The organism is Flavobacterium sp. Root935, from assembly GCF_001429295.1.
Taxonomy (GTDB): Bacteria; Bacteroidota; Bacteroidia; order Flavobacteriales; family Flavobacteriaceae; genus Flavobacterium.
In genome coordinates this window covers 184247-210788 of record NZ_LMJL01000010.1, presented here as the reverse complement: position 1 = coordinate 210788, position 26542 = coordinate 184247, and the positions used below count along the sequence as shown (strand labels likewise).

General features: G+C 33.2%; 24 protein-coding genes. 14 read left to right on the top strand and 10 right to left on the bottom strand.

Annotated elements, in window-relative coordinates; translation table 11 throughout:
- The first annotated feature begins 79 nt into the window (after positions 1–79).
- On the top strand, positions 80–988 hold the full coding sequence (locus tag ASE40_RS11810) for a helix-turn-helix domain-containing protein (protein ID WP_057117170.1): 909 nt from the start codon (positions 80–82) through the stop codon (positions 986–988).
- A gap of 91 nt (positions 989–1079) precedes the next feature.
- Positions 1080–1919 carry an oxidoreductase gene (locus tag ASE40_RS11805; protein ID WP_057117169.1) on the top strand — a complete coding sequence of 280 codons (840 nt, stop codon included), beginning with the start codon at positions 1080–1082 and terminating at the stop codon, positions 1917–1919.
- 253 nt (positions 1920–2172) lie between these two features.
- On the opposite strand, the gene ASE40_RS11800 is transcribed toward ASE40_RS11805, so the two are convergent.
- The 9 genes from ASE40_RS11800 to miaB form a co-directional block, all read right to left on the bottom strand.
- Positions 2173–3372 carry an ectonucleotide pyrophosphatase/phosphodiesterase gene (locus ASE40_RS11800; RefSeq protein ID WP_057117168.1) on the bottom strand — a complete coding sequence of 400 codons (1200 nt, stop codon included), beginning with the start codon at positions 3370–3372 and terminating at the stop codon, positions 2173–2175.
- A gap of 301 nt (positions 3373–3673) precedes the next feature.
- Positions 3674–5305, bottom strand: a complete 1632-nt coding sequence (gene groL / locus ASE40_RS11795; RefSeq protein ID WP_057117167.1) for a chaperonin GroEL — start codon at positions 5303–5305, stop codon at positions 3674–3676.
- A 128-nt stretch (positions 5306–5433) separates the two neighbouring features.
- On the bottom strand, positions 5434–5790 hold the full coding sequence (locus tag ASE40_RS11790) for a four helix bundle protein (protein WP_057117166.1): 357 nt from the start codon (positions 5788–5790) through the stop codon (positions 5434–5436).
- A gap of 81 nt (positions 5791–5871) precedes the next feature.
- Positions 5872–6147, bottom strand: a complete 276-nt coding sequence (gene groES, locus ASE40_RS11785; RefSeq protein WP_012023920.1) for a co-chaperone GroES — start codon at positions 6145–6147, stop codon at positions 5872–5874.
- A gap of 142 nt (positions 6148–6289) precedes the next feature.
- On the bottom strand, positions 6290–6631 hold the full coding sequence (gene secG / locus ASE40_RS11780) for a preprotein translocase subunit SecG (protein WP_057117165.1): 342 nt from the start codon (positions 6629–6631) through the stop codon (positions 6290–6292).
- Positions 6632–6634: 3 nt separating this feature from the next.
- Complete coding sequence (locus ASE40_RS11775; protein WP_057117164.1) at positions 6635–8317, bottom strand: tetratricopeptide repeat protein; 1683 nt, start codon at positions 8315–8317, stop codon at positions 6635–6637.
- An 85-nt stretch (positions 8318–8402) separates the two neighbouring features.
- A complete protein-coding gene (locus ASE40_RS11770; protein WP_057117661.1) occupies positions 8403–8909 on the bottom strand; it encodes an LptE family protein in 507 nt (168 codons plus the stop codon).
- 96 nt (positions 8910–9005) lie between these two features.
- On the bottom strand, positions 9006–10265 hold the full coding sequence (locus ASE40_RS11765) for a sigma-54 interaction domain-containing protein (RefSeq protein ID WP_057117163.1): 1260 nt from the start codon (positions 10263–10265) through the stop codon (positions 9006–9008).
- 98 nt (positions 10266–10363) lie between these two features.
- Positions 10364–11809, bottom strand: coding sequence for a tRNA (N6-isopentenyl adenosine(37)-C2)-methylthiotransferase MiaB (gene miaB, locus ASE40_RS11760; RefSeq protein WP_057117162.1), 1446 nt, complete (start codon positions 11807–11809; stop codon positions 10364–10366).
- A gap of 380 nt (positions 11810–12189) precedes the next feature.
- Between miaB and topA the strand changes: the two genes are divergently transcribed.
- The 8 genes from topA to ASE40_RS11720 all read left to right on the top strand — a co-directional run bounded on the left by topA (position 12190) and on the right by ASE40_RS11720 (position 23186).
- Positions 12190–14706 carry a type I DNA topoisomerase gene (topA, locus tag ASE40_RS11755; protein WP_057117161.1) on the top strand — a complete coding sequence of 839 codons (2517 nt, stop codon included), beginning with the start codon at positions 12190–12192 and terminating at the stop codon, positions 14704–14706.
- A gap of 6 nt (positions 14707–14712) precedes the next feature.
- Positions 14713–15864, top strand: a complete 1152-nt coding sequence (locus ASE40_RS11750; RefSeq protein WP_057117160.1) for a formimidoylglutamase — start codon at positions 14713–14715, stop codon at positions 15862–15864.
- 263 nt (positions 15865–16127) lie between these two features.
- Positions 16128–17528 carry a gliding motility lipoprotein GldK gene (gene gldK, locus ASE40_RS11745; protein ID WP_057117159.1) on the top strand — a complete coding sequence of 467 codons (1401 nt, stop codon included), beginning with the start codon at positions 16128–16130 and terminating at the stop codon, positions 17526–17528.
- A gap of 60 nt (positions 17529–17588) precedes the next feature.
- Positions 17589–18236 carry a gliding motility protein GldL gene (gene gldL, locus ASE40_RS11740; protein ID WP_057117158.1) on the top strand — a complete coding sequence of 216 codons (648 nt, stop codon included), beginning with the start codon at positions 17589–17591 and terminating at the stop codon, positions 18234–18236.
- A 51-nt stretch (positions 18237–18287) separates the two neighbouring features.
- On the top strand, positions 18288–19829 hold the full coding sequence (gene gldM, locus ASE40_RS11735) for a gliding motility protein GldM (protein ID WP_057117157.1): 1542 nt from the start codon (positions 18288–18290) through the stop codon (positions 19827–19829).
- Between the two features lie 44 nt (positions 19830–19873).
- Complete coding sequence (gldN, locus tag ASE40_RS11730; protein WP_057117156.1) at positions 19874–20863, top strand: gliding motility protein GldN; 990 nt, start codon at positions 19874–19876, stop codon at positions 20861–20863.
- A gap of 188 nt (positions 20864–21051) precedes the next feature.
- Positions 21052–22041, top strand: a complete 990-nt coding sequence (gene gldN / locus ASE40_RS11725) for a gliding motility protein GldN (RefSeq protein WP_057117155.1) — start codon at positions 21052–21054, stop codon at positions 22039–22041.
- Positions 22042–22112: 71 nt separating this feature from the next.
- On the top strand, positions 22113–23186 hold the full coding sequence (locus tag ASE40_RS11720) for an NAD(P)/FAD-dependent oxidoreductase (RefSeq protein ID WP_057117154.1): 1074 nt from the start codon (positions 22113–22115) through the stop codon (positions 23184–23186).
- Here the strand turns inward: ASE40_RS11720 and ASE40_RS11715 are convergent.
- Positions 23167–23550, bottom strand: a complete 384-nt coding sequence (locus tag ASE40_RS11715) for a DUF983 domain-containing protein (RefSeq protein WP_057117153.1) — start codon at positions 23548–23550, stop codon at positions 23167–23169. The genes ASE40_RS11720 and ASE40_RS11715 overlap by 20 nt on opposite strands.
- A 311-nt stretch (positions 23551–23861) precedes the next feature.
- On the opposite strand from ASE40_RS11715, the gene ASE40_RS11710 reads away from it, so the two are divergent.
- The 4 genes from ASE40_RS11710 to ASE40_RS11695 all read left to right on the top strand — a co-directional run bounded on the left by ASE40_RS11710 (position 23862) and on the right by ASE40_RS11695 (position 26542).
- Entirely contained in the window at positions 23862–24437 is a 576-nt protein-coding gene (locus ASE40_RS11710) for a TerD family protein (RefSeq protein ID WP_057117152.1), read from the top strand.
- 72 nt (positions 24438–24509) lie between these two features.
- The gene (locus tag ASE40_RS11705; RefSeq protein WP_057117151.1) at positions 24510–25175 is read left to right on the top strand and encodes an HAD family hydrolase; all 666 of its coding nucleotides are present in this window, start codon (positions 24510–24512) and stop codon (positions 25173–25175) included.
- 2 nt (positions 25176–25177) lie between these two features.
- Entirely contained in the window at positions 25178–25984 is an 807-nt protein-coding gene (locus tag ASE40_RS11700; protein ID WP_057117150.1) for a phosphoribosyltransferase family protein, read from the top strand.
- 3 nt (positions 25985–25987) lie between these two features.
- Positions 25988–26542: a TerD family protein gene (locus tag ASE40_RS11695; RefSeq protein ID WP_057117149.1), complete on the top strand. Its 555-nt coding sequence runs from the start codon at positions 25988–25990 to the stop codon at positions 26540–26542.

Sequence of the window (26542 nt, the reverse complement as noted above, 5' to 3'; positions counted from 1 at the left end):
GAAGCCACACACCAATTATCTAATTTTCTAATTGACAAAATTTCTAATTAAAATAATTTGATTTTTGTAACTTTACAAAATGAAACTGACAGAAACACTAGAAGATTTTTATACAATTAAAATAAAAGGAATGCCCGAGAATCTTAAAAAAGAAATGGGACATTTTAATGTTTTTAAATTGGATGATTATGTTGGAAGTACTTGTAATCCTTTGCCTTATACCCGAAAAGACTTTTATAAAATAAGTTTGATTATTGGTAAAAACAAAGTTCATTATGCAGATAAAACAGCAGTCATTGAAGATCAGGCTTTATTTTTTGCAAATCCGCAGATTCCATACAGCTGGGAACATATAGATGAGAATCAAACTGGATTTTTCTGCATTTTTACAGATGCATTTTTTAGTCAATTTGGCAATTTAAAAGAATATCCATTATTTCAGCCTGGCGGAAATCCCGTAGTTCCAGTTTCAACAGAATTAGCAGAATCTCTTAAAGCCATCTATTTAAGAATGTTCGATGAAATTAATTCTGATTATGCTTTTAAATATGATATTCTTCGAAATCTAGTTTTTGAGATTATTCATTTGGCACTCAAAACGCAGACTGTAACTACTTCATTATACAGTAAATCGAATGCGACTATCCGAATTTCATCTTTGTTTTTAGAATTATTAGAGCGTCAGTTTCCAATTGAATCTATTACGCAGCAAATCAATTTCCGTTCGCCTTCTGAATTTGCGAATCAGTTAAATGTGCATATTAATCATTTGAATAAATCTTTAAAAGAAACAACTGGAAAAACAACTTCTCAGATTATTTCAGAAAGAATTGTTCAGGAAGCAATGATTTTATTGAAACAAACCAACTGGAATATTAGCGAAATTGCATGGTGTTTGGGATTCGAAGAATCATCTCATTTTATTAATTTCTTCAAAAAAAATGTTCAGGTTTCACCAAAAAACTATCGTCAAGTAGAAATTGTTTGATTTTTGCAATTTCTGGTTTGATTCTTTTAATGTTTGAGAAGCACTTCGCTCATAACTTTGTCCTGTAATTAAAACGTAAAAAATTAAAATCATGGAAAATAACAAAGTTTGGTTTATCACAGGTGCTTCAAAAGGACTTGGATTAGAATTAGCTAAAAAATTATTAGCAGAAGGTTTTAAAGTTGCTGCAACTTCTAGAAGTGAAGAGGCTTTGATGAAAGTATTAGGAAATACATCTGAAAACTTTCTTCCTTTAGAAATGGATTTGGTTGATGAAAAAAGCGTTAAAAATGCTATTGAAAAAACTATAAGTCATTTTAAAACAATCGATGTTTTAGTGAATAATGCGGGTTATGGTTTATTGGGAGCTTTGGAAGAATTAACAGATGCGGAATCTAGAAAAAATTTCGAGGTAAATGTTTTCGGATTATTGAATGTAATTAGAAATACAATGCCGATTCTTCGTGCTAACAAATCAGGACATATTTTTAATATTTCTTCTGTTGGAGGTTATGTTGGGAATTTTCCAGGCTGGGGAATTTACTGTTCTACAAAATTTGCCGTTGCAGGTTTAACAGAATCGTTATCTGCTGAGGTAAAAGAGTTCGGAGTTCATGCAACAATTGTTTATCCAGGTTATTTTAGAACAGATTTCTTAAAAGATAGTTCTCTGTTATTGCCAGAAAATCCGATTGCGGCTTACAAAGAAGTTAGACAATCTGAAAATGCTCACAAAGAGAGCATCAACGAAAATCAGCCAGGAGATCCAGAAAAATTAGCCGATGCATTAATTAAAGTGAGCCAAGATGAAAATCCGCCGTTGCATTTATTCTTAGGAGAAGATGCTTTTAATATGGCAAATCAGAAAATTGCAAGTGTCCAAGATGAATTGGGTAAATGGAAAGAGGTTTCAGTTGGGACTAATTTTTAATTAGATAATTTGTCAATTTGGATAATTAGAAAATGATTTTACTGTTGACGCTTACGTGAGTCTTCTCTGAATATAACAAACCCGACAGGTTTTTAAAACCTGTCGGGTTTGTTGTGTTTATAAACTGTCAGGCTGAGCGTCCCGAAACTTCGGGAGAAGCCCGCGTGCCAATTGGAATGCCTTTCGACTTCGCTCAGGGTGACATTTAATTCATTTTCTAATTATCAAATTTTCTAATTGCCACATTATCTAATTAACGAAGCATCGATTTTACATCACTCAGTTTTCCATCAATCTCTCCAATTTGTAAACCTAGAATATGGGCAATTAGCGGGTAAACAGAAACATTCGGGAAAGTTTTGACTGTTTTATCTATTTTAAAAGCAGGACCTTTTGCATAAAAAATAGCATGCATATCTTTTTCATTGTTATCATAACCATGCGTTCCGCCTTTTATATGCGTACTTTCTTTACTGACTAAGCTATATCCTTTTTCGGCTTCAATAACGAAATCATGTACACGCGCATTAGTGCCGTAATGAAGTCTCTTTGGAACTTCGGTTGATTTCCAGAATTTAATATGTGGAACTTTCTTTAAAGCATTATAAATCGAATCCTGAAATCCAGCTTTTGCCTGTAAACTCATAATTGGGTTAATAACATCTTTGTAGCCAAGCCATTCTGGTTTTAAATAATCCAAAACAGCCACTTTTTTATCATTGCTGATATTGGCCATTCCGTGGTCTGAAACAATAATTAAATTGATTTGTTTTCCAATTGGCAGTTGATCCAATTTTCGCGATAATTCCCCCATAATAGAGTCCATTTTAATAACTGCTTTTTTGGTTTCAGGCGAATTTGGGCCAAAATTATGTCCGCTGTGGTCAGGCTCGTCAAAATACAAAGTTACAAGATGTGGTCTTTGTTTTTCTGGTAGTTGCAGCCATTTCATAACCGTATCAATTCTAGCTTCATACGGAATTTTACCATTGTAATTTTTAAAATAACTCGGATTTCTATTATCTATATCAGAGCCCGGCCAGAAAAAAGAAGCCGTTTTTACGCCTTGCTGTTCAGCCAAATTCCAAATCGGATTGCCGCCATAAAATCGGGAATCATTTTTTGCATTGCTTGATAAAGAAAATGATTCGTTTAAAGAGGCATCATAAAAAACATTATTAATAATTCCGTGATGATCTGGATAAAGTCCTGTCACTATAGTATAATGATTAGGGAAAGTTTTTGTTGGATAAGAAGGTTTCATAGATTTTGCATGAACGCCCTCTTTTGAAATTTGTTTAAGATTCGGAAGATTGAATTGTTTACCATAATCCCACCGAAAACCATCCATAGAAACTAAAACAACATAAGCATCTTTATTGGTTTGGGAATGTGAAAGAGTAGTAAGAAATAAGAATGTGAAAGATAAAAGGTGAGTTGTAAATTTTCTCATTTTGCAATTTTAAATAGAACTGCAAAGGTAGAAATAACAGATTTTTTAAAGAAAAAGAGAATGTTAAACTAACGGAAATGTTTGCCGCAAATTTTAAGAATGCTTTGTTTAGAAGAAAGTTGCCACACATTAAAATGATTTTCACAGATTATAATCTTTTTTAATCCTTTAATCTGTGGCTAAAAAAAAATGGCAAGATTTAGAAAAAATTATTCGTGGAAAATCGTGTAATTCGTGGCAAATAAAAACAAAAAAAACGCCAGATTAATATCCGGCGTTTTAAGTTTTAAGAAAAGAACGATTACATCATTCCTGGCATTCCGCCTCCCATTGGCATTCCGCCTCCGGCATTTTCTTCTTTAATATCAATTAATGCACATTCTGTAGTAAGGATCATTCCAGAAACAGATGCAGCATTTTCAAGAGCTACACGAGTTACTTTTTTAGGATCGATAATTCCAGCAGTAAGCATATCTACATATTCGTCAGTTTTTGCATTATATCCAAAGTCGCCTGAACCTTCAGAAACTTTAGCCACAACAACAGAACCTTCAAGACCAGCGTTTTCAACGATAGTTCTTAATGGAGCTTCAACAGCACGAGAAACAATTTGGATTCCTGTAGCCTCATCAGCGTTATCAGCTTTTAAGTCAGCTAAAGCAAGTTTTGCTCTTAATAAAGCAACACCTCCACCAGCAACAATTCCTTCTTCTACGGCAGCACGAGTTGCGTGTAAAGCATCATCAACTCTGTCTTTTTTCTCTTTCATTTCTACTTCAGAAGCAGCACCAACGTAAAGAACAGCAACACCACCAGCTAATTTAGCCAAACGCTCTTGCAATTTTTCTTTATCATAATCAGATGTTGTAGTTTCCATCTGACCTTTAATTTGGTTTACTCTGTTTTTGATAATATCAGCTTCACCAGCACCGCTTACGATAGTAGTATTGTCTTTATCGATAGAAACTCTTTTTGCGTTTCCTAACATTTCGATAGTTGTATTTTCAAGAGTATAACCTCTTTCTTCAGAAATTACAGTTCCACCAGTTAAGATTGCGATGTCTTCTAACATTGCTTTCCTTCTGTCTCCAAAACCTGGCGCTTTTACAGCAGCAATTTTAAGAGCACCTCTTAATTTGTTTACCACTAATGTAGAAAGAGCTTCTCCGTCAACATCTTCAGCAATAATCAATAATGGTTTTCCTGATTGAGCAACTGGCTCTAAAACTGGAAGTAATTCTTTTAAAGAAGATACTTTTTTGTCGTATAATAAAATGTAAGGAGAATCTAATTCAACTTCCATTTTCTCTGGGTTTGTTACGAAGTAAGGAGAAAGGTATCCTCTGTCAAACTGCATTCCTTCAACAACGTCAACGAAAGTATCAGTTCCTTTAGCTTCTTCAACAGTAATTACACCTTCTTTTCCAACTTTTGCAAAAGCAGTAGCGATTAACTCACCAATAACTTCGTCATTATTCGCAGAGATAGAAGCAATTTGTTTGATTTTATCAGAATCGCTTCCAACAACTTTAGCTTGTTTTGCTAAGTCGGCAACAATAGTTTCAACAGCTTTGTCGATACCACGTTTTAAATCCATTGGATTTGCACCTGCAGCAACGTTTTTAAGACCTTCTTTTACGATAGCCTGAGCTAAAACTGTAGCAGTTGTAGTTCCGTCTCCTGCTAGATCATTGGTTTTAGAAGCTACTTCTTTAACCATTTGAGCGCCCATGTTTTCTAATGGGTCTTTTAATTCGATTTCTTTTGCAACAGAAACACCATCTTTAGTAACTGTTGGTCCACCAAATGATTTTCCGATAATTACATTACGACCTTTTGGTCCAAGCGTTACTTTTACAGCATTTGCTAATGCATCAACACCACGTTTTAATCCGTCACGTGCTTCAATATCAAATTTTATATCTTTTGCCATTTTTTTTATTTGCTTTAGGCAGTAGGCTTTAGGCTTTACGCCTTTCTACTGCTTGGTTAATTTTTTTTTACTGCTTTTAGATTTAGGCAGTAGGCTTTAAGTTTTTATTGGGATTTATAGCTTACAGCCTATTGCTTTACTAATACTTGTTTTAATTTGTAAATTTTGCTTTTAATGCTATTGATTTTTTCTATTTGATCTTGAGCAATTTCATTATTAAGATATTGCAAATCTTTAGCTAAAATCACAAAATATTCTGTTTCATTGGCAGAGCCTAAAGCGATGTTGAGAAATTGATTGAATTCTTTGTCGCTATTTCTTCCGCATCCTTCGCTAATATTAGTTGGAATTGATGAAGAAGCCCTTCTGATCTGACTTGTTAATCCGTATAATTCTTCTTTTGGAAAAAGAGAAGTAATTTTATAGATTTCTAAAGTTAAAGAATGACTTAGCTGCCAAATATCATATTTCTTAAAATCTCTCATTCTTTTTTGGCTTTATGCTTTATGCAATAGGCTTTAAGCTTTTGGTGAAGCCTATAGCTTACGGCTTAAAGCTTACAGCAATTAAATTATCGCCAGAATATCATCTTCACGCATGATTAGATAATCAGTGCCTTCTAATTTTAATTCAGTTCCGGCATATTTGCCATAAAGAACAGTATCACCAACTTTTACGGTCATTGTATGATCTTTAGATCCGTTTCCTACTGCAACCACAGTTCCTTTTTGTGGTTTCTCTTTGGCAGTATCTGGAATAAAAATACCTGAGGCAGTTTTCGTTTCGGCTGCAACAGGCTCAATAAGTACGCGGTCTGAAAGCGGTTTAATGTTTAAAGCCATGATTTTTATATTATTATTAGTTATACATTTTTTATGTTCTATGAACTTTCAGAAATTGTGCCATGCTGGTAAAACTGACATTATTTCTTAAAAAAAATGCCAGCTTTGACAGGCTGGCATTAGATTTTATATCGAGCTGAAATTATTTAGCTGCTGGTGCTGCTGGAGCAGGAGTAGTTCCTTGTGCTGGAACTGCTGGTGTATTTGCAGGAGCTTCAGTTTTATCAATGATTTTAGAATCAGTGTCGCTTAAAGATCCAGAGAAACTTAAGCTAGAAAGTAAAATTAACACAATTAAAACAGTAGCTAAAGTCCAAGTACTTTTATCTAAAAAGTCAGTTGTTTTTTGTACTCCGCCTAACATCTGCGTTCCGCTGATAGTAGAAGACAATCCGCCTCCTTTAGGGTTTTGTACCATAATAACTACGATCAATAGAAAACAAACTATTGTGATTAAAACTAAAAAAATTGAAAATGTGCTCATTACTTAATTATTGTTATTGTTATTTTGTTGTAAAATCTTTATATCCGATATGCGGTCTGCAAAGAAAGTAATTTTTTCTGGATATTTCAAAATTAATATTTCATAAGCTTGAATTGCTTTTGTATATTTCTTTTGTTCCAGATAAACTCTAGCCAGAGTCTCAGTCATCAAATACGAATTATCCTCGGTATTGCTTTCAATTTGTACCACCGGCGCGCTGTTTCCAGGTTTAATTGGAGAGATTTTCGGATTGGTTTCGATAAATTTATCGATAATTTCAGCTTTTTTTAGTCTCTCTTCATTAATTGACGGCTCTTCTTTTTTGGTTTCAACAGTTGTGTTTTTAATTTCTTCATCTGCCGAAACTTCGTCTGAACGATCAATTGGTTCTGTTCTAGATAGTTGAAGCCATTCTTGAAAAGAGTGTTTTTCGTTAAGCGAAAAATCTAAAGGTTTTCCAATTTCTAAATGTTCTTCTGCATTTATTACAGCTTCGGTTCTCTCTTCTTGAACTTCTTCTTCAGTCGCTACTGGAATTTCTTCTTGAACTTGTTCTGTGATTTCCTCTTTAGTTTCTTTCAGAATTTCTTCTTTAGTTTCATCAGGAATTACAGTTTCAGCTTCCTTAATTGAAGAAAGAATTGATCGTTCAACGGGATTAATTTTAAATTCAGGAATTATCATTTCTTCGATGACACTATCATCTTCCTCTTCTTCAGCTGAATTTAAAACTGGCTCTTCAATAATATCAATTTTTGCTTCTTCAGTTTTCGGTTCTTGAGAAGTTGCAGCTTCAGCTTCTTTAATTGAATTTAAAATCGAACGCTCAATTGCGGGATCAATTTTAGGCTCTTCAACTTTTACAGATTCAGGTGTAGAAGCAGTTTCAGCTCCTCTTATTGAACTTAAAATAGAATCTTCAACACGATCAAATTTAGGAACTTCAATATTTGTTGGTTCTGTTGTAGTCGGAGTTTTAGTTTCTTCTGTAATATCTAAAGTTGAATCTTCAATTGTATCAATCTTATTTTCGTCTTCAATTACTGGTTTTTCATAAGTAATTGACTGCGACTCTTTGATCGCACTAAAAATAGAAGGATCTATTTCTGGAAGAGCTTTTGGTGTTTCAATTTCTATTGGCTTTTCAAAAGTTACAGTTTGAGCTTCTTTGATTGCAGTAAAAATTGACGGATCTATTTCTGGAATATTTTTGGTTTCTTCAGATTTTATTGGTTCCTCTATTTTTAAAGGTTCTTCAACTTTTACAAATTGATCTATTGAAGGTGTTTCTGATTCTTTAATAGAATTCAAAATAGATTGTTCAAGAGTGTCTGTTTTTACCTCAAGTGCTTTCTGAATTTGCTCTGGCGAAATTATCTCACTGTCAAAAACAGTAATTTCAAGAAGGTCTCTAAGTTTTTGTTCGTAGAAATCATTTTGAATAGAAGTAAAAGCTTCAGAAGTAATAAAATCAAACAAAACAGAACGATCGGAAGTATGAGCGGCCGTAACCTTCAATGCATAATTATACTTAAAGCTGTTTTGATTGTAAAGTCCTTTTAATCGCAGTGCACGCGCACTTTGAAAATACGGAAATTCATTCAAAACACTTCCTAATGCGTCCGCCTGCTTTTCAGTAATAGCTTCCGGTTTGTTCATTAAGTAGGTATAATCAGTAACGTTCATTTTTTGTTTGTTTAATCGTTTTTTTAGTTTAACTTTTTATTAGTTTTTAAAATCAATTAAATGATTTCAACAAATAAATAAAGAATTACCATTTAGCTAATGACTCATTAAAGATATCCTGCGTAATTCTTTCAAAAATAACTCTGATTGCTTCATTTAAAACAGATCCCGTTGGAAGATCTCTTCCTGGGAAATCATAATAGAATTCAAAAGATTTTTCAAAATCATCTGTTTCTTTCTTCTTATTAGAGAATCTTACATTAATACGTATAGATAGACGGTTTTGTGCTGCCTGCTGATCTGCAGTTGCTGTCATAGGAGTTATTCGGTAATCTGTAATTTCTCCTTCGTACTTCAAATCTCCGCCATTACTTACTAAGTTTAAGTTGGTCTGATTCATAATCAAATCCTGTAGGGCCAATGTGAAAGTCCTGTCGATTCCAGGTTCAACCAAGTCTGCATTATTTTGAAAGAAATTTACCTGAAAGGTTTTGGCATCAATTTTTCCCGTTCCAGTAAAGTTGTATTTTACAGTACAACTGCTAAAAGTTGATGCAACTAATAATAGTAAAAGATATTTTAAGTGTTTCATTTTAATCTGTAAGTATTTCTTCGCCATCCAGCTGACGCTCGGTCAAAGATATTCATTTCGTTTAAACAATTTCAAGTCTTAACTTCTTTGCAGAAATTAAAGATCAAATTGTTTGATTTTGCGGTATAAAGTCCTTTCAGAAATTCCTAATTCATCTGCCGCAGCTTTACGTTTTCCTTTGTTTTTTTCTAATGATTTTTTGATCATTTCGATTTCTTTTTGTTCCAAACGCAGAATCTCTTCTTCTTCAATCGTCTCGGCAAACAAATAGTTATCATCTGGAATTTGGTAATTTTCTTCTCTAACTGCAGGAGCAGTCATAACAGCTGTTCTTGGTTCTTCTTCAAAATCAATTTCGCTGTCGTTTTGCTGGTTCCCGTATATTTTCTGAATTAAATTCGGATTAATGTCTTGTACTTTAGAAGTACCGTTTTTCATTAATTCCAAAGTCAGTTTTTTCAAGTCGTTTAAATCGCTTTTCATATCAAAAAGGACTTTGTATAAAATGTCTCGCTCGGTACTAAAGTCACTTTCTTTTTTACTGTCATTAATAACAGAAGGTAAATTGCTTCCTTCTGCAGGCAGATACGATTTTAAAGTTGCAAGTGTAATGTCACGATTGGTTTCTAAAACAGAAATCTGTTCAGCGACATTTCGAAGCTGACGAATGTTACCGCTCCATCTGAATTTTTGTAATAATTGAACAGCATCATCGTCTAATTTTAAAGGCGGCATTTTGTACTTGTGAGCAAAATCGGCCACAAACTTTCTGAATAACAAATGAATATCGTCGTTTCTTTCACGCAAAGGAGGTAAAGTAATTTCGACAGTACTCAAACGATAGTATAAATCTTCACGGAATTTACCCTTTTCAATAGCATTGAATAAATTCACATTGGTTGCTGCAACAATACGAACATTTGTTTTTTGAACCTGAGATGAACCCACTTTTATGAATTCACCATTTTCTAAAACACGCAGCAGTCTTACCTGTGTTGTCAGTGGTAATTCGCCAACTTCATCTAGAAATATAGTTCCGCCGTCGGCTACTTCAAAATAACCTTCACGCGTACTTGTAGCGCCTGTAAAAGCTCCTTTCTCGTGCCCGAAAAGTTCACTGTCAATTGTTCCTTCTGGAATGGCTCCACAGTTTACAGCAATATATTTTCCGTGCTTTCTATGTGAAAGTGAATGAATAATCCTTGGAATATTTTCTTTACCAACACCACTTTCCCCAGTCACCATTACCGAAATATCAGTAGGAGCAACCTGAATGGCTTTTTCGATGGCGCGATTTAATTTTGGATCATTACCAATAATCTCAAATCGTTGTTTTATTGCTTGAACTGTTTCCATGTATTTTTTGTTTCAAGTTTTATTGAGCTGGCTTGTATTTTGTTTCAAGTTTCAAGTTACGCAAAGAACCTGAAACTTGAAACCTGAAACTAATTTTTTTAATTCATCTCACTTAATCCGACAGCTTCGCCTTTTAAAGTTCCTGAAGTACAGCTTGTGATTTTTACGTTTACGAAATCTCCAATTTTGTAATTTTCTTTTGGGAAAACTACCGTTATACTTTGAGAATTTCTTCCAGAGAATTCATCTTTAGATTTTTTAGAAACTTTTTCTACTAAAACTTCAACCGTTTTGCCCACAAATTCCTCACTTCTAAACCAAGCGTGTTTTTGTTGTAAATCGACAATTTCCTGTAATCTTCTGGCTTTTGTTTCTTCTTCAACATCATCTTTCATTTTTCTTCCGGCCAAAGTTCCTGGGCGTTCAGAATATGAATACATATAACCGAAATTATATTTTACATATTCCATTAAACTCATAGTGTCTTGGTGATCCTCTTCTGTTTCTGTTGGAAAACCGGCAATCATATCCTGCGAAATTGATGCATCTGGAACAATCGCTCTAATTTTGTCAATCAAAGCCATGTATTCTTCACGCGTGTGCAGACGATTCATTTCTTTCAGAATTCTGTTACTTCCAGATTGAACCGGTAAGTGAATATGTTTACAGATATTTGGATATTTCGCAATAACGTGTAAAATACTTTCGTGCATATCCTGCGGATTAGAAGTCGAAAATCTAATACGCATTTTAGGAAAACCAACCGCAACCATTTCTAATAATTGGTCAAAATCGACTGCAGTAGCTTTTTGCATTTCAGAAGCATTTACAAAATCTTTTTTCAAACCGCCGCCGTACCAAAGATAACTGTCCACATTTTGGCCTAAAAGCGTAATTTCTTTAAAACCTTTATTCCATAAATCCTGAATTTCAGCCATAATACTTTGCGGCTCACGGCTGCGTTCACGACCGCGCGTAAAAGGTACAACACAGAAGGTACACATATTATCGCATCCGCGAGTGATCGAAACCAAAGCTGTGATTCCGTTACTCATTAAACGAACAGGCGAAATATCTCCGTAAGTTTCTTCTTTTGATAAAATTACATTAATGGCGTCACGTCCTTCTTCAACTTCAGCCAATAAATTTGGAAGATCTTTATAAGCATCAGGGCCAACAACAAGATCAACTATTTTTTCTTCTTCCAGAAACTGACTTTTTAAACGCTCGGCCATACAGCCCAAAACGCCCACTTTCATTTTTGGATTCGTGCGTTTTACGGCATTATATTTCTCTAAACGCTTGCGAATAGTCTGCTCAGCCTTGTCTCGAATAGAACAGGTGTTAACCAAAACCAAATCGGCTTCTTCTAGAACAGAAGTTGTGTTATATCCTCCGTCAGACAAAATGGAAGCTACGACTTCACTGTCCGAAAAATTCATCGCACAGCCGTAACTTTCTATAAAAAGTTTTTTAGTATTCTCAGGTTTATTTTCTAAAACAAGACTTTCGCCCTGCTTGCTTTCTTCAATAATCTTTTCCATTGTAAAATTTCAAAGTGCAAAGATAGCGTAAATACGATCATATGACAAGATGGCAGAGGAGAAATTTTAGATTTTAGTTCCGAAGCCTCGGGATAGATTGCAGATTGAAAGAATCCCAGAAAAAAGCTAAAGCTTTTTTTTAAGTAAAATCTAAAATCTAAAATCTAAAATCTAAAATCTATCCCGAGGCTTCGGGACTAAAATTTAAAAGCACATTTAATAGGTCATAATCGATTAAAAGTTATACCTATATATATTATCGAGATTATTACAGATAAATCTGCAATTTTAAGTTTCATAATATCAAAATACTTCAAAAATTCATTAGCAAGGTTAATATTTAAAAAAAATAGATACTTTTGTTGCAGAAAAATAGAGCAATGGCAAAGAATTTAGTAATAGTGGAGTCACCTGCAAAGGCGAAAACGATCGAGAAATTTCTTGGGAGCGATTTTCAGGTGGAGTCAAGTTATGGTCACATAGCAGACTTACCATCCAAAGAAATAGGAGTAGATGTAGAGAATGGTTTTAAACCTAAATATGAAGTTTCTCCGGATAAAAAAGCTTTGGTAAGTAAACTTAAGACACTATCTAAAAATGCCGAAATGGTTTGGTTAGCAAGCGATGAGGACCGCGAGGGAGAGGCTATTTCTTGGCACTTGGCGGAAGAACTGAAATTAGATACTAAAAAAACCAAAAGAATTGTATTTCACGAGATTACAAAATCTGCGATTCTAAAAGCAATCGATAATCCAAGAGAAATTGATTACAACTTAGTAAATGCGCAACAGGCTAGAAGAGTATTAGACCGTTTAGTAGGATACGAATTATCTCCAGTTTTATGGAGAAAAATTAAAGGCGGACTTTCTGCTGGTCGTGTACAATCTGTTTCTGTTCGTTTGATTGTAGAAAGAGAACGCGAAATTCAAAACTTTACTGCAGTTGCATCTTATTCTATAGTTGCAGAGTTTGTAAATGAAGCAGGAAAGGTTTTCAAGGCAAAGCTGCCAAAAAACTTCAATACAAAAAAAGAAGCCGAAGATTTCTTAAATCAAAACATCGGTTCTAAATATAAGGTAGCTGATTTAGAAACAAAACCTACCAAAAAATCTCCAACATCTCCTTTTACAACTTCTACGCTTCAACAAGAGGCAGCAAGAAAATTGTATTTGCCTGTTGGAATCACAATGCAGTTAGCACAGCGCCTATACGAAGCCGGACTTATTACTTATATGAGAACCGACTCGGTAAATCTTTCTAAAGAAGCAATGGATGCCGCAGAAGCTGAAATCATAAAATCGTACGGAAAAGAATATTCAAAACCTCGTGTTTTTGCTAATAAAAACAAAGGAGCTCAAGAAGCCCACGAAGCAATTCGTCCGACTGATATGTCTCGTCATACAGTAAATATCGATCGTGATCAGGCTCGTTTATACGATTTGATCTGGAAAAGAACTCTGGCTTCTCAAATGAGCGACGCACAGTTGGAAAGAACAAATTTGAAAATTGAAGCAGATAATCACAGTGAAATTTTTACAGCCTCTGGAGAAGTTTTGCTTTTTGAAGGTTTCTTAAAAGTATATCTTGAGGGTCATGATGATGACGAAGAAGAACAAGAAGGAATGCTTCCTGCATTAAAAGTAAACGAAAAGTTAGTAAACAATTATATTACAGCTACAGAACGATATTCAAGACCGCCGGCACGTTACACTGAGGCTTCTTTAGTAAAAAAACTTGAGGAACTTGGAATTGGCCGTCCTTCTACTTATGCACCTACAATTTCAACAATTATCAATAGAAATTATGTTGAAAAAGGAACGCTTGAAGGTCAGGAGCGTAATTATACACAACTTACTTTGCAAAACAGTAAAGTAGGAGAAAAACTGCTGAAAGAAAACACAGGTTCAGATAAAGGAAAATTAGTTCCAACTGATATCGGAACTATTGTTACTGATTTCTTAGTGAAAAATTTCGGAAACATTCTAGATTATAATTTCACGGCAAAAGTAGAACAGGATTTTGACGAAATTGCTGAAGGAAATATCGACTGGGCTAAAATGATGCAGGAGTTTTACAACCAATTTCATCCAAATGTGAAAGAAGTTGAAGCAAATGCTGAACGTGAAAGCGGCGAGAGAATTTTAGGAAAAGATGCAGATGGAAGACAAGTATCTGTTCGTTTAGGAAAATTTGGACCAATGGCTCAAATTGGAGAAGCGGATGATGAGGATAAAAAGTTTGCCAGCTTAATGGCAGATCAAAATATTGGAAACATTACACTCGAAGAAGCTCTAAATTTATTTTTACTTCCAAAGAGTTTAGGTGAATATAAAGGTGAAGAAGTAGAAGTAAGTAACGGTCGTTATGGACCTTACGTTCGTCACGGAAGCGTTTTTATTTCGTTGCCAAGAGGAGAAGATCCGTTAAGTGTTTCTAAAGAAAGAGCAAAAGAGTTAATCGACGAAAAAGCACTTGCAGATGCGCCGATTGCAGTTTATAAAGGAGAAGCAGTTCAAAAAGGAGTGGGGCGTTTTGGTCCATTCATCAAATGGAATGGTCTTTTTATTAATGTGAATAAGAAATACAATTTTGATAATTTATCACAATCAGATGTTGAAGAACTTATTGAAGAAAAACTTCAGAAAAACATCGATAAAGTTATTCATAATTGGGAAGATGAAGGAATTGTAGTAGAAAAAGCCCGTTGGGGACGTTCTGTAATTCTAAAAGGAAAAATCAAAATTGAGTTGAGTAAAGATGTTGATGCATCGCAATTGACATTAGCTCAAGTTCAAGAAATGATTGCTGCTAAAACACCTGCAAAGAAAACGGCAGCTAAAAAAACAACAACTGCTAAAAAAGCACCAGCTAAAAAAACAGCTGCTAAAAAGAAATAAGTATAGATGGAATTTGATTTTCTAGAACCAGTTAATGATGCGATTGTAAAATTCGTCAGCGCACTGTCTTCACAAGAGCTTGGGAGTAAAGTTGTCTTTCACACCCAAGATCAGTTTCCTGATATTGAAAAAATTAATATAGCCATAGTTGGTGTTTTAGAAGATCGTACCAACATTAATATGGTTAATGAAGTTAATCTTTCGGCGGTACGTAAAAAGCTATATGGAATGTTTCCAGGCAACTGGGATGCATCGATTGCCGATTTAGGAGATATACTTGCCGGAGATTCAGTAGAGGATACTTATTTTGCAGTGAAGAAAGTTACAGCTGCATTAATTAAGAATAAAGTCATTCCTATAGTCCTGGGAGGTTCTCAAGATTTAACGTATGCTTTGTATCGTGCTTATGACGATCTAGAGCAAATGGTTAACTTGGTTGCTGTTGATAATAGGTTTGATTTCGGAAAGGAAAATGAGTCAGTATCAGCTAATTCGTACCTGACGAAAATTATTATTGATGAGCCAAATAACCTTTTTAATTATTGTAATATAGGATATCAGACCTATTATAATTCTCAAGAAGAAATTGATTTGATCGAAAAGTTATTTTTTGATGCATATCGTCTGGGAGAAATTTCAAATAAAATAACCTTAGCAGAACCGGTTTTTAGAGATGCAGATTTAGTTAGTATCGATTTGAACTCTGTAAAGTCTTCTGCTTCAGGAAATACTGTTACTTTTGAGCCGAACGGATTTAATGGGAAAGAAATTTGTGCTTTGTCAAGATACGCTGGAATTAGTGATAAAGTATCCTCTTTTGGAATCTTCAATCACAATAGTACAATGGCAGAATCGGTAATAATTTCACAAATTGTATGGTATTTTATTGAAGGTTATCATTATCGCTCAAAAGAATATCCATTTGGAAGCCGTGCTAACTATTTAAAATATATAGTGCCTCTTGAAGATGAAGAATTGATTTTCTATAAAAGTGATAAAACTGACCGTTGGTGGATAGAAATTCCTTTTGAATCAAATGGCAACAATAAATTAAAAAGAAATACGTTATTACCCTGTTCTTATGACGAATATTTGTCAGCTTGTAATCAAGAATTGCCAGAAAGATGGTGGAAAGCACAGCGAAAAAACGCTTTGTAGCGAGAAAATTTAAGCGGAATCTTAAATTTTTAAAATTAATTAAAAAAAGTTAAAATAAATTAGTAAGAATATTGTTATAAACCATAAAAATTAACGTTTTACATCGATTTTTTGACACAGTTTATCGATAAAATATTTTTTTTTTATTTTATTTAACATTATTTTTGAACGGTAAAATAAATTTCGCAAGTAGTATTGTTTTTTAGATAAATAATAAATACGTTTACGGACTTTTAATAATGAATAGATAATCCCAAATTTATATGAAGAAGTTTATTGCATTTGCAGCAATGTTAACACTAGTAATCAGCTGTGGTAAGTCAGGTGACAAAGGTGAATTAGTTGGTGTTACAGGAGGGAAATGGCATCCCGAGAAGCCTTATGGAATGACATTAGTTCCGGGTGGATCTTTTATTATGGGTAAATCAGATGCTGATTTAGCTAACGTAGAAGATGCTCCAACTAAAACTGTAACTGTTCGTTCATTTTATATGGATGAAACTGAGATTACAAATAGTGAGTACCGTCAATTCGTAGAGTGGGTAAAAGATTCTACAATGAGAGTTCGTTTAGCAATCTTGGCTGATGAGACAGGACAGAAAGCTACTGACGGAAAAGGAAAAAAAGGCGGAAGTATTTCTGACTATGCTTTCAACGATTCTGATCCAGAAAAAATGACAGCTTATGATAAATATATGTACGATAACTATTATAGTGTTGGTACAAAAGATGATCCATATGCTGGAAGAAAATTAAACAGAAAAGTTAAACTAATTAAAGATACAAAAGCGTATCCAGATGAGTATTATGCTGAAGTAATGGACTCTATGTATTTACCAATTGAAGAATCATACAATGGTTTAAGAACAATTGATGTAAATAAATTGAAATTCCGTTATTCTTGGATGGATATTCAAGCTGCTGCAAAAGCTAAAGTTGGAAAAAGAAGTGATTTCGTAAAAACAGAACAGGTAAATGTTTATCCTGATACTGCAGTTTGGATTAAAGATTTTGCTTACTCATATAATGAGCCAATGCATAATGATTATTTCTGGCACAAAGCTTATGGAGAATATCCTGTAGTAGGTGTGACTTGGAAACAAGCAAAAGCATTTTGTGCTTGGAGAACTTTAAATAAAAATAGTTATATCAAATCTAAGAAAAAAGGGCGTGACTTAGTTAATGCTTTCAGATTACCAACTGAAGCAGAATGGGAGTATGCTGCAAGAGGTGGTCTAGAATCTGCTACTTATCCTTGGGGAGGTCCTTACACTAAAAGCGATAGAGGTTGTTTCTTAGCAAACTTTAAGCCAAGCAGAGGAGATTATGCTGCTGATGAGGCTTTATATACTGTTGAAGCGAAATCATACGACGTAAATGGTTACGGATTATATAACATGGCAGGAAACGTTTCAGAATGGACTGATTCAGCTTATAATCCAAATGCTTACGAATATGTTTCAACAATGAATCCAAACGTAATTGATGGTAAAAATCAAAGAAAAGTGGTTCGTGGAGGTTCTTGGAAAGATGTTGCTTACTTCTTACAAGTTAGTACTCGTGACCACGAATATGCTGATTCAGCTAGAAGTTATATCGGATTTAGAACTGTACAAGATTACATGGGAACTCAAGTAACTGGAAGCTCTAACAAAAGAAAGTAATTTATAATTTTATCAATATCCAACAAATCTATTTAAATTAAAACCTAAAAAAAAAGTATTATGGCATTATTAAGTAAAAAAGCAATGAATTTCGCTTATGGTATGGGAGCGGCAGTGGTAATCGTTGGAGCTTTATTCAAAATTACTCACTTTGAAATTGGACCATTAACAGGAACAGTTATGCTTTCAGTAGGATTGGTTACTGAGGCGTTAATCTTTGCACTTTCTGCTTTCGAACCTGTTGAAGACGAGTTAGATTGGACTCTTGTTTACCCTGAATTAGCTAACGGACAAGCTAGAAAAAAAGAGGTTAAAGTTGAAGCTCCAACTGAAGCTCAAGGATTATTATCTCAAAAATTAGACACATTATTAAAAGAAGCTAAAATTGACGGTGAATTAATGTCAAGTTTAGGAAACAGCATCAAAAACTTCGAATCTGCTGCTAAAGGAATTGCTCCAACTGTAGATTCAATCGCAGGTCAAAAGAAATATTCTGAAGAATTATCTGTTGCTGCTGCTCAAATGGAATCATTAAACAGTCTATATAAAGTACAGTTAGAAAGCGCTTCTAGAAACGCTGAAGCTAACAAAGAAATCGCTGAAAACGCTTCTAAATTAAAAGAGCAAATGCAATCTATGACTGCAAACATTGCTTCTTTAAACAGTGTTTACGGTGGTATGCTTTCTGCAATGAGTAACAAAGGATAATTAGTTTTTAACTAATATTAAATTTATTAATAAAGAACTAATTAGAAAAAAATGGCAGGAGGAAAATTAACCCCTAGACAGAAGATGATTAACCTGATGTATCTGGTTTTCATCGCAATGTTAGCAATGAACGTATCAAAAGAAGTTATTTCTGCTTTTGGTTTGATGAATGAAAAATTTGAAAGTGCAAATACAAGTTCAACAGAAACAAATGCAGGTTTATTAACATCTTTAGATCAAAAAGCTGCTGAAGCAAAAGGAGAATTCGCTATTGCTGCAGTTACAGCTCATAAAGTTGAAGCAATTACAAAAGATTTTTATGATTATATAGCTACTTTAAAAGCTCAGGCAGTTAAAGGTTTCGAAGTTGATAAAGAAACTGGAAAAATGCCTTATGAGTCAATGGATAGAGGAGATAATATCGACGACTGGTTTACAGGAGACGGTTACACTAAAAAAGGTAACGAAATTATTTCTAAAATCGAAAAATACAAAGCAGATATTAAAGGTGCTTTAGGAACAGACAAAAAATACGCAGCAATTATTGCTGAGGTTGAAAAGAAATTTGATGTTTCTGATGTGAAAAACAAAGAAGGAATTAAAGAAAAGTATTTAGCTTATCACTTCAAAGGTTTTCCTGCAATCGCATCTGCTGCAAAACTTTCAACTTGGCAGAATGATGTTAAAAAAGTTGAAACTGATGTTTATAACAGCGCATTAGGAAAAGCTGCAGTTGCTGCTGCTTCTTACAGTAATTATCAAGCAATTGTTGTTTTAGACAAAAATGCATATTTCCAAGGTGAAAAAGTTACAGGTAAAGTTGTTTTAGGTCGTTATGACGAAAACACTAAACCTACTTCATTCCAAGGTCCAGGACAAATCGTAAACGGACAAGCTGTTATCTCTTTAACTGCTGGTGGAGTTGGAGAACAAGATATCAATGGGCAATTTACTTTCTTAGAAGATGGAAAAAATATTCCATTAAAATTCTCTGGAAAATATGTTGTAGTTCCAAGACCAAACTCTGCTACAATTTCTGCAGATAAAATGAATGTTGTATATAGAGGAGTTGTTAACCCAATCTCTGTATCATTCGCTGGTGTTGATGCTAACAAAATCGTTGCTAGTGCTCCAGGATTATCTTCAGCTGGAAAACCAGGAAAATATAACATGAGCCCAGGTCAAGGTACTGAAGCTACAATTTCTGTAACTGGTACATTACCAAACGGTGATAAAGTAACAGACAAGAAAACATTCAGAATTAAAGGTATTCCTGGTCCAACAGGAACAATTAGAGGAGAAATGGGTGTTGTAAAAGGACCTAAATCTAACCTTGAGATTGCTACTATTGGAGCTAAACTTCTTGATTTTGATTTTGAGGTTGGTTTAGATGTTGTTGGATTCAATATGAAAATTGCTGGACAACCTACAGTTGTTGTTTCAGGAAACAAAATGAATGCACAATGTAAACAAGTACTTTCAAGAGCAGGTAAAGGAGACCAAGTTACTATTTCTGAAATTAAAACTAAACTGGTAGGTGCAGGTAGTTATTTATTGCCAAGAACTGCTCCAGTAATTTACGAAATACAATAATAAAGTAGTGTAAGCTACGTTCAATATCTTATAATGATACCACGATGAAAGTAAGAAATTTTTTAATAGCCGTTGTTTCTATCGCTGGAGGTTTTGCTTCTAATGCGCAATCTAATTTGCTTAACGCAAAAACGCCTGATCAGATTGGACTTAAAACTCCTGCTCAACTTATATCTGACAATGATAAGCCTTTGGCTTATGGTTATGTAGATGATAGAGATATTTTGATGGGAAAAACTACTTGGGAAATCATTGATTTAAATGAAAAAATCAACTTTCCATTATACTTTCCTGTAGATACAGCTAATATTGGTGCTAATAGACGTTCTCTTTATGACGTTTTGACTAAAGCTATTAAAGGTGGAAAAGTAACAGAAGTGTATACTGATAGTTATTTTAATACCAAAAAATCTATGAAAGATATCGAAGGATCATTATCTCGAATTGATACAACAGATGCAGGTAGAGAGTTAATTAACCAATATCCAGATGACTACAAATCTCGTGTTGTGAAGAAAAAAGTAGTAACAGGTAAAGGTAAAAATAAAAGTGTTTCTTATGTTGAAGAAACAGTTGGACCAACAAGAACGGTTCCTGCTGAATACATTTTGAAACAAGATCTTACGGCTGCAGATGTTACTCAGTATAAAATTAAAGGATACTGGTATTTTGATAAACGTCAAAGTGAATTGAAATATCGTTTACTTGGAATTTGTCCAGTAACTCCAGACGTTTATACAATGAATAGTGATGAAAAGGATTATATTGAATTATTTTGGGTATTCTTCCCAAATGCCAGAGAAGCTCTGCATGAAGCAAAAGCTTTCAATGATAACAATTCAGCTCTTCCAATCTCATTTGATCAGATTTTAAATTCAAGACGTTTTAATGCTGTTGTTTACAAAGAAGAGAATCTTTATGGAGACAGAGCTATTAGCGATTACATGAAAGACAATGCTCAAAATCAATTGTTAGAATCTGAAAGAGTGAAAGAGAAAATTCGCAATTTCGAACAAGATATGTGGAACTACTAAGTTGATACATAACATAATAATTAAAAAACTCTTATTACATTTGTAGTAAGAGTTTTTTTTTATGTAATAAATTAAAAAAGCTTTTAAGCTGAATTAAAAGCTTTCAAAATTATAGTAATTTATTTATGTAAGAAAAATAACAATATTTATAATAAATTTTCGTTTAATGTCTTGTAATAAATATTATGATGAAAATAAGAAATTTTTTAATAGCTATTGTTTCCATCGCTGGAGGCTTAGCTTCTAATGCGCAGTCTAATTTACTTAATGCAAAAACTGCAGATCAGATAGGAATTAAAACACCTGCACAGATGGTATCTGATAACGATAAGCCCCTTGCTTATGGTTATGTAGATGATAGAGATATTTTGATGGGGAAAACTACTTGGGAAATCATTGACTTAAATGAAAAAATCAACTTTCCATTATATTTTCCTGTGGATACTGCTAACATTGGCCCCGATAGACGCTCACTTTACGATGTTTTGACGAAGGCTATAAAGAATGGTAGAATAACGGAAGTTTATGCAGACAGTTATTTTAATATAAAGAAATCTTTAAAAGACATTGAAGGGGCATTATCTCGTGTAGATACAACAGATGCAGGTAGAGAATTAATCAATCAATATCCAGATGACTACAAAACACGTGTGGTTAAGAAAAAGATTGTTACTGGTACGGGAAAGAACAAAAAAGTAACGTATGAAGATCGAACAGTTGGACCAACTAGAACTGTTCCTGCTGAATATATATTGAAGCAAGATCTTACTGCAGCAGATGTTAGTCAATATAAGATTAAAGGATTTTGGTATTTTGATAAACGTCAGAGTGAATTGAAATATCGTTTACTTGGCATTTGTCCGGTAACCCCAGATGTTTATACCATGAATAGTGACGAGAAGGATTACATTGAATTGTTTTGGGTATTTTTCCCGAATGCGAGGGAAGTTTTACACGAGGCTAAAGCCTTTAATGATCAAAATTCAGCACTTCCAATTTCATTTGATCAAATATTGAATTCGAGAAGATTTAATGCGGTTATTTATAAAGAAGAGAATATGTACGGAGATCGTGAGATCAAAGATTATATTCGTGACGATGCACAGAGTCAGTTATTAGAATCAGAAAGATTAAAAGAAAAGATACGTAATTTCGAGCAAGATATGTGGAATTACTAAGTACTCAAATCAAATTATAGAAAAACTCTTGCTACCTTTGTAGTAAGAGTTTTTTATTTATACACTTCGCAATGCTTGATTATTTAATCGTCGGATCTGGATTGGCTGGAATTTCTTTTGCCGAAACTGCACTTAAAAACAATAAAACTATTTTGGTTTTGGATAACAAATCGCAAAACTCATCTAGAGTAGCAGGAGGTTTGTACAATCCTGTTATTCTAAAGCGTTTTAGTGAAGTGTGGAAGGCACAAGAACAATTAGTTCTCATGAATGAATTCTATGACCAGGTAGAAGATAAATTAAAAGAGAAATTCAATTTTAAAATGCCGGTTTTAAGAAAGTTCTTTTCAATTGAAGAGCAGAACAACTGGTTTGCAGCTTCTGATAAAATTAATTTGGCACCTTTCCTATCTACCAAATTAATTACTAAGAAATATAATAGCATCGATTCTCCTTTTGATTATGGAGAGGTTTTGCATACTGGTTATGTTAAGACTGCTTTATTATTAGATAGTTATAGAGAATATTTGCTTGAAAATAATTTATTACTTGAGGATTCTTTTCACAGCAGTTTCCTAGAGATTTTAGATTCTGGAATTCAATATAAAAATATAAAAGCGCGTCATATTATTTTTGCAGAAGGTTTCGGAATGCATAAAAATCCTTATTTCAGTTACCTGCCTCTGGATGGTACAAAAGGAGAATTATTTATTATAAAAGCACCAAAATTAAATATTGATGTAATTGTAAATACCAGTGTTTTCATTTTACCGCTGGGTGGAAATTTGTTCAAAGTAGGTGCGACGTACAATTGGCAGGATAAAACAGATACACCCACAGAAGAAGGTAAACAAGAACTTCTAGAGCGTATAAAAGAAATTATTACGTGTGATTTTGAAATTGTAAAGCACTTTGGAGGAGTACGACCTACCGTTTCGGATAGAAGACCTCTTTTGGGAACACATGAAGTTTATAAATCACTACACATCCTCAACGGACTTGGTACCCGCGGCGTAATGCTGGGCCCGGCAATGGCTAAAGCTTTATACGATCATATCGAAAACAATATTCCTATAGATCGCGAAGCAGATATTAAGCGATTTCATAAAAGATATTTAAAAAGTATTATTTCTGACCGGCCTTAGGATCATAAGAAACAAACATATTTATGTATAAGTTTCTAGAGAGGCGCAGCACAAAAGGAAATAAAACCACTAAAGTCAGAATAATTGATACAAACGATTGTTCGATAGTAGCTCCAAAAAAGACAAAAGAAACAATAAATGCGGCAATTCCAACAGCCACATTTAGTCCGTAGCTTACATACATTGCGCCATAAAAAAACGAAGGTTCAATTTGATATTTAAATCCACAATGACTGCATTTTTCGTTCATTTTTAGAACTTTAGTCAAATGAAGCGGATTTTTGTCTTCATACATGCTTTCTTTTTGGCATTTTGGACAACTTCCTGTTAAAATACTATTTAGTTTGGATCCTTTTTTTAACATTTTTATTTATTGAGTGTAAAATGATGGTTCAATTAAGATTAGTGAGGTATTAAAATTCTTTATTTATTCACCATTTATTAAAATGTAAAGATAGTTAATATGATTGTCTTTTTTTACTTTTCATTAATGGATGATTTAGTTGCTTCTTTTTTTGATCATCTGCCTGTATAAAATAAATAATTTTTAGTTATGATATAAAATTAGTCTGTTTTTGTTGATAAATATTTTCGTTTTTACGGAATCCCTCATTATTTAATGGTCTTCTTTTTTGTATTATTGTACAGGTTAATTTTTTAATATAAAATATTATAATGGCAATAAATTTACAAAAAGGACAAAAAATTGATATCGGATTGTCTAATATTACTGTTGGTTTAGGTTGGGATCCTAATGAGGGCACAGGGCATGATTTTGATTTAGATGCGTCAGCGATAATGATAAATGCAAACCGAAAACTTTTAGGTGAAAGCTATTTTGTTTTTTATAATAATTTATCATCTCCAGACGGTGCTTTATTACACACAGGTGATGATCCTACGGGAGGAAATAGTGACGGTGACGATGATGAGGCTATAAAAGTAGACTTAAGTAAAATTGATCCAGCTGTAGAAGAAATTCTTTTTGTGGTTACAATTGAAGATTTTGAACGCAGGAAACAAAATTTTGGACAAGTAAGAAATTCATATATCAGAATTGTTGATGATTCTAATGGGCAGGAAATTGCTAAGTATGAACTGGGAGAAGATTTTTCTATAGAAACAGGTGTTGAATTTGGAAGGTTGTATAAAAGAAATGGCAATTGGAAATTTGAAGCTTCTGGAATTGGTTACAGAGCCGATTTAAGTTATTTTTTAGAGAAATATTATTCTGGAGAAATAATAAAATAACTAAAAGTTCGCCTTTGTAAAAAAGTAATTTCGGTAAAATTACTTTATGATGTTAATTTTAAATGCAGACTTTTGAAAATAAATTATGAAAATTACAGTCATCTTTCGTTTGATTTATGGCTCACATTAATAAAATCACATCCAGAATTTAAGCAAAAAAGAAATTTATTGTTTAGAGATTTTTTTGAAATTGAACACGGAATTGAGAAAGTAAATGAAGTGATTCGATATTACGATGTTTTATGCAATAATATTAATGAAAAAACAGGATTAAATATAGATACGTACGAAATTTATTACTTAATTTTAAGCGCTCTTGATGTTGACTTAAATAAAAATGGAACAGATCGTTTTCTACAATTCTATGGTCATACAGAAGAATTGTTTTTGGAATATAAACCAGTTTTAATATATTCTGATATCGAAAAAGTATTCAAAAAAGTGACAGATGAAGGGAAGTCTATAAATATTTTAAGTAATACGGCATTCATTAAAGGAAATACTTTGCGAAAAGTATTAGAATATTATAACCTGTCACAATATTTTAAGTTTCAGATTTATTCTGATGAAGTAGGATTTTCAAAACCAAATACTGAAATTTTTCAGTTAGTATTTAACGAAGTAAGTAAATATAAACCAATAGAAAAAAAAGATGTTTTGCATGTTGGCGATAATAGTATTGCTGATTATGATGGAGCCACAAAATTTGGCTTTAATGCTCATCTATTAAAAATATAAAAGTGAATAAAAGCTACAGTTTACATAAAATTGCTGATGAAAAAATCTGTCCTTTTAAAGAAGCAGATTACAGCAGATTTAAGTTTGGAGATAAATTTTATGCAGAGAAATTTGCTGAAGAACTCTTTGACGGGTTTGTTGATCAACATAGAGATTTAATTTTATCAGATAAAGAAATCGTTATCCTGCCAAGTCCTTATTTATCTATTCCAACAGCATCCAACTTTTTATGCTACTATTTTAAAAAAGAGCTGAATAGCTTTTTGTTTAAAAATGGAAAAAAAGCTTGTATTGAATCTAAGATTTACAGGAACCAAACCTATGTAACAGATTACGGAAATTTAGATTTTGAACAAAGAGTAAAATTAATATCGAATGATACCTATTATATCGATCGTAATTTTATTGAAGACAAATTATGCGTTTTTGTAGATGATATTAAAATTACGGGAAGTCATGAGCACACTGTCAATAAAATATTAAATCAATATGAAGTAAAGGGTGATTTTCTGTTTGTTTATTATGCAGAATTAGTCAATAAAGAGGTTCATCCAAAAATAGAAAATCATTACAATTATTTTGCTGTAAAAAACGTAGAAGATATCGTATCTATTGTAAACAGCGAAGATTTCCAATACAACACAAGAATTGTAAAGTACATATTAAGTCTCGAAAATAAGCAGTTTGCGTACTTAATATCGAACATTTCCAGAAAAAAAAGCAATGAGTTATTTCATCTGGCTATCAGTAATAATTATCATCAAATTTTAGAATACAAAAACAATATTAACGTAATAAAAATAGATTAGATTATGGCCATTAATTTGCAGAAAGGACAAAGAGAAAATATTAATGCACCAAAATTTACCATTGGTTTAGGATGGGATACAAACATTAGCAGCACAGGCACTAGTTTCGATCTTGATGCCTCAGCTTTTATTGTAGGTGCAAATGGAAAAATATTATCTGATGCTCATTTTATCTTTTATAATAATCTAAAAGCTCCAGACGAATCGGTTATTCATACAGGAGATAATTTAACAGGAGATGGGGATGGAGATGATGAACAAATCAAAATCGATCTAACTAAAATTGACAGTGCTGTAAAAGAAATCTGTATCGTTGTTACTATTCATGATGCTCAAGACAGAAAACAGAATTTTGGACAAGTGCGTAATTCATTCATTCGTATTGTAGATGATTCTAATAATACTGAAATGGTTAAGTATGAATTAGAAGAGGATTTCTCAATTGAAACTGCAGTTGAATTTGGAAGAATTTACAATAAAGAAGGCCAATGGAAATTTGAAGCAATGGGTGTGGGAATGAAAGGCGGATTAGAGGATTACTTAAATAAATATAACTAA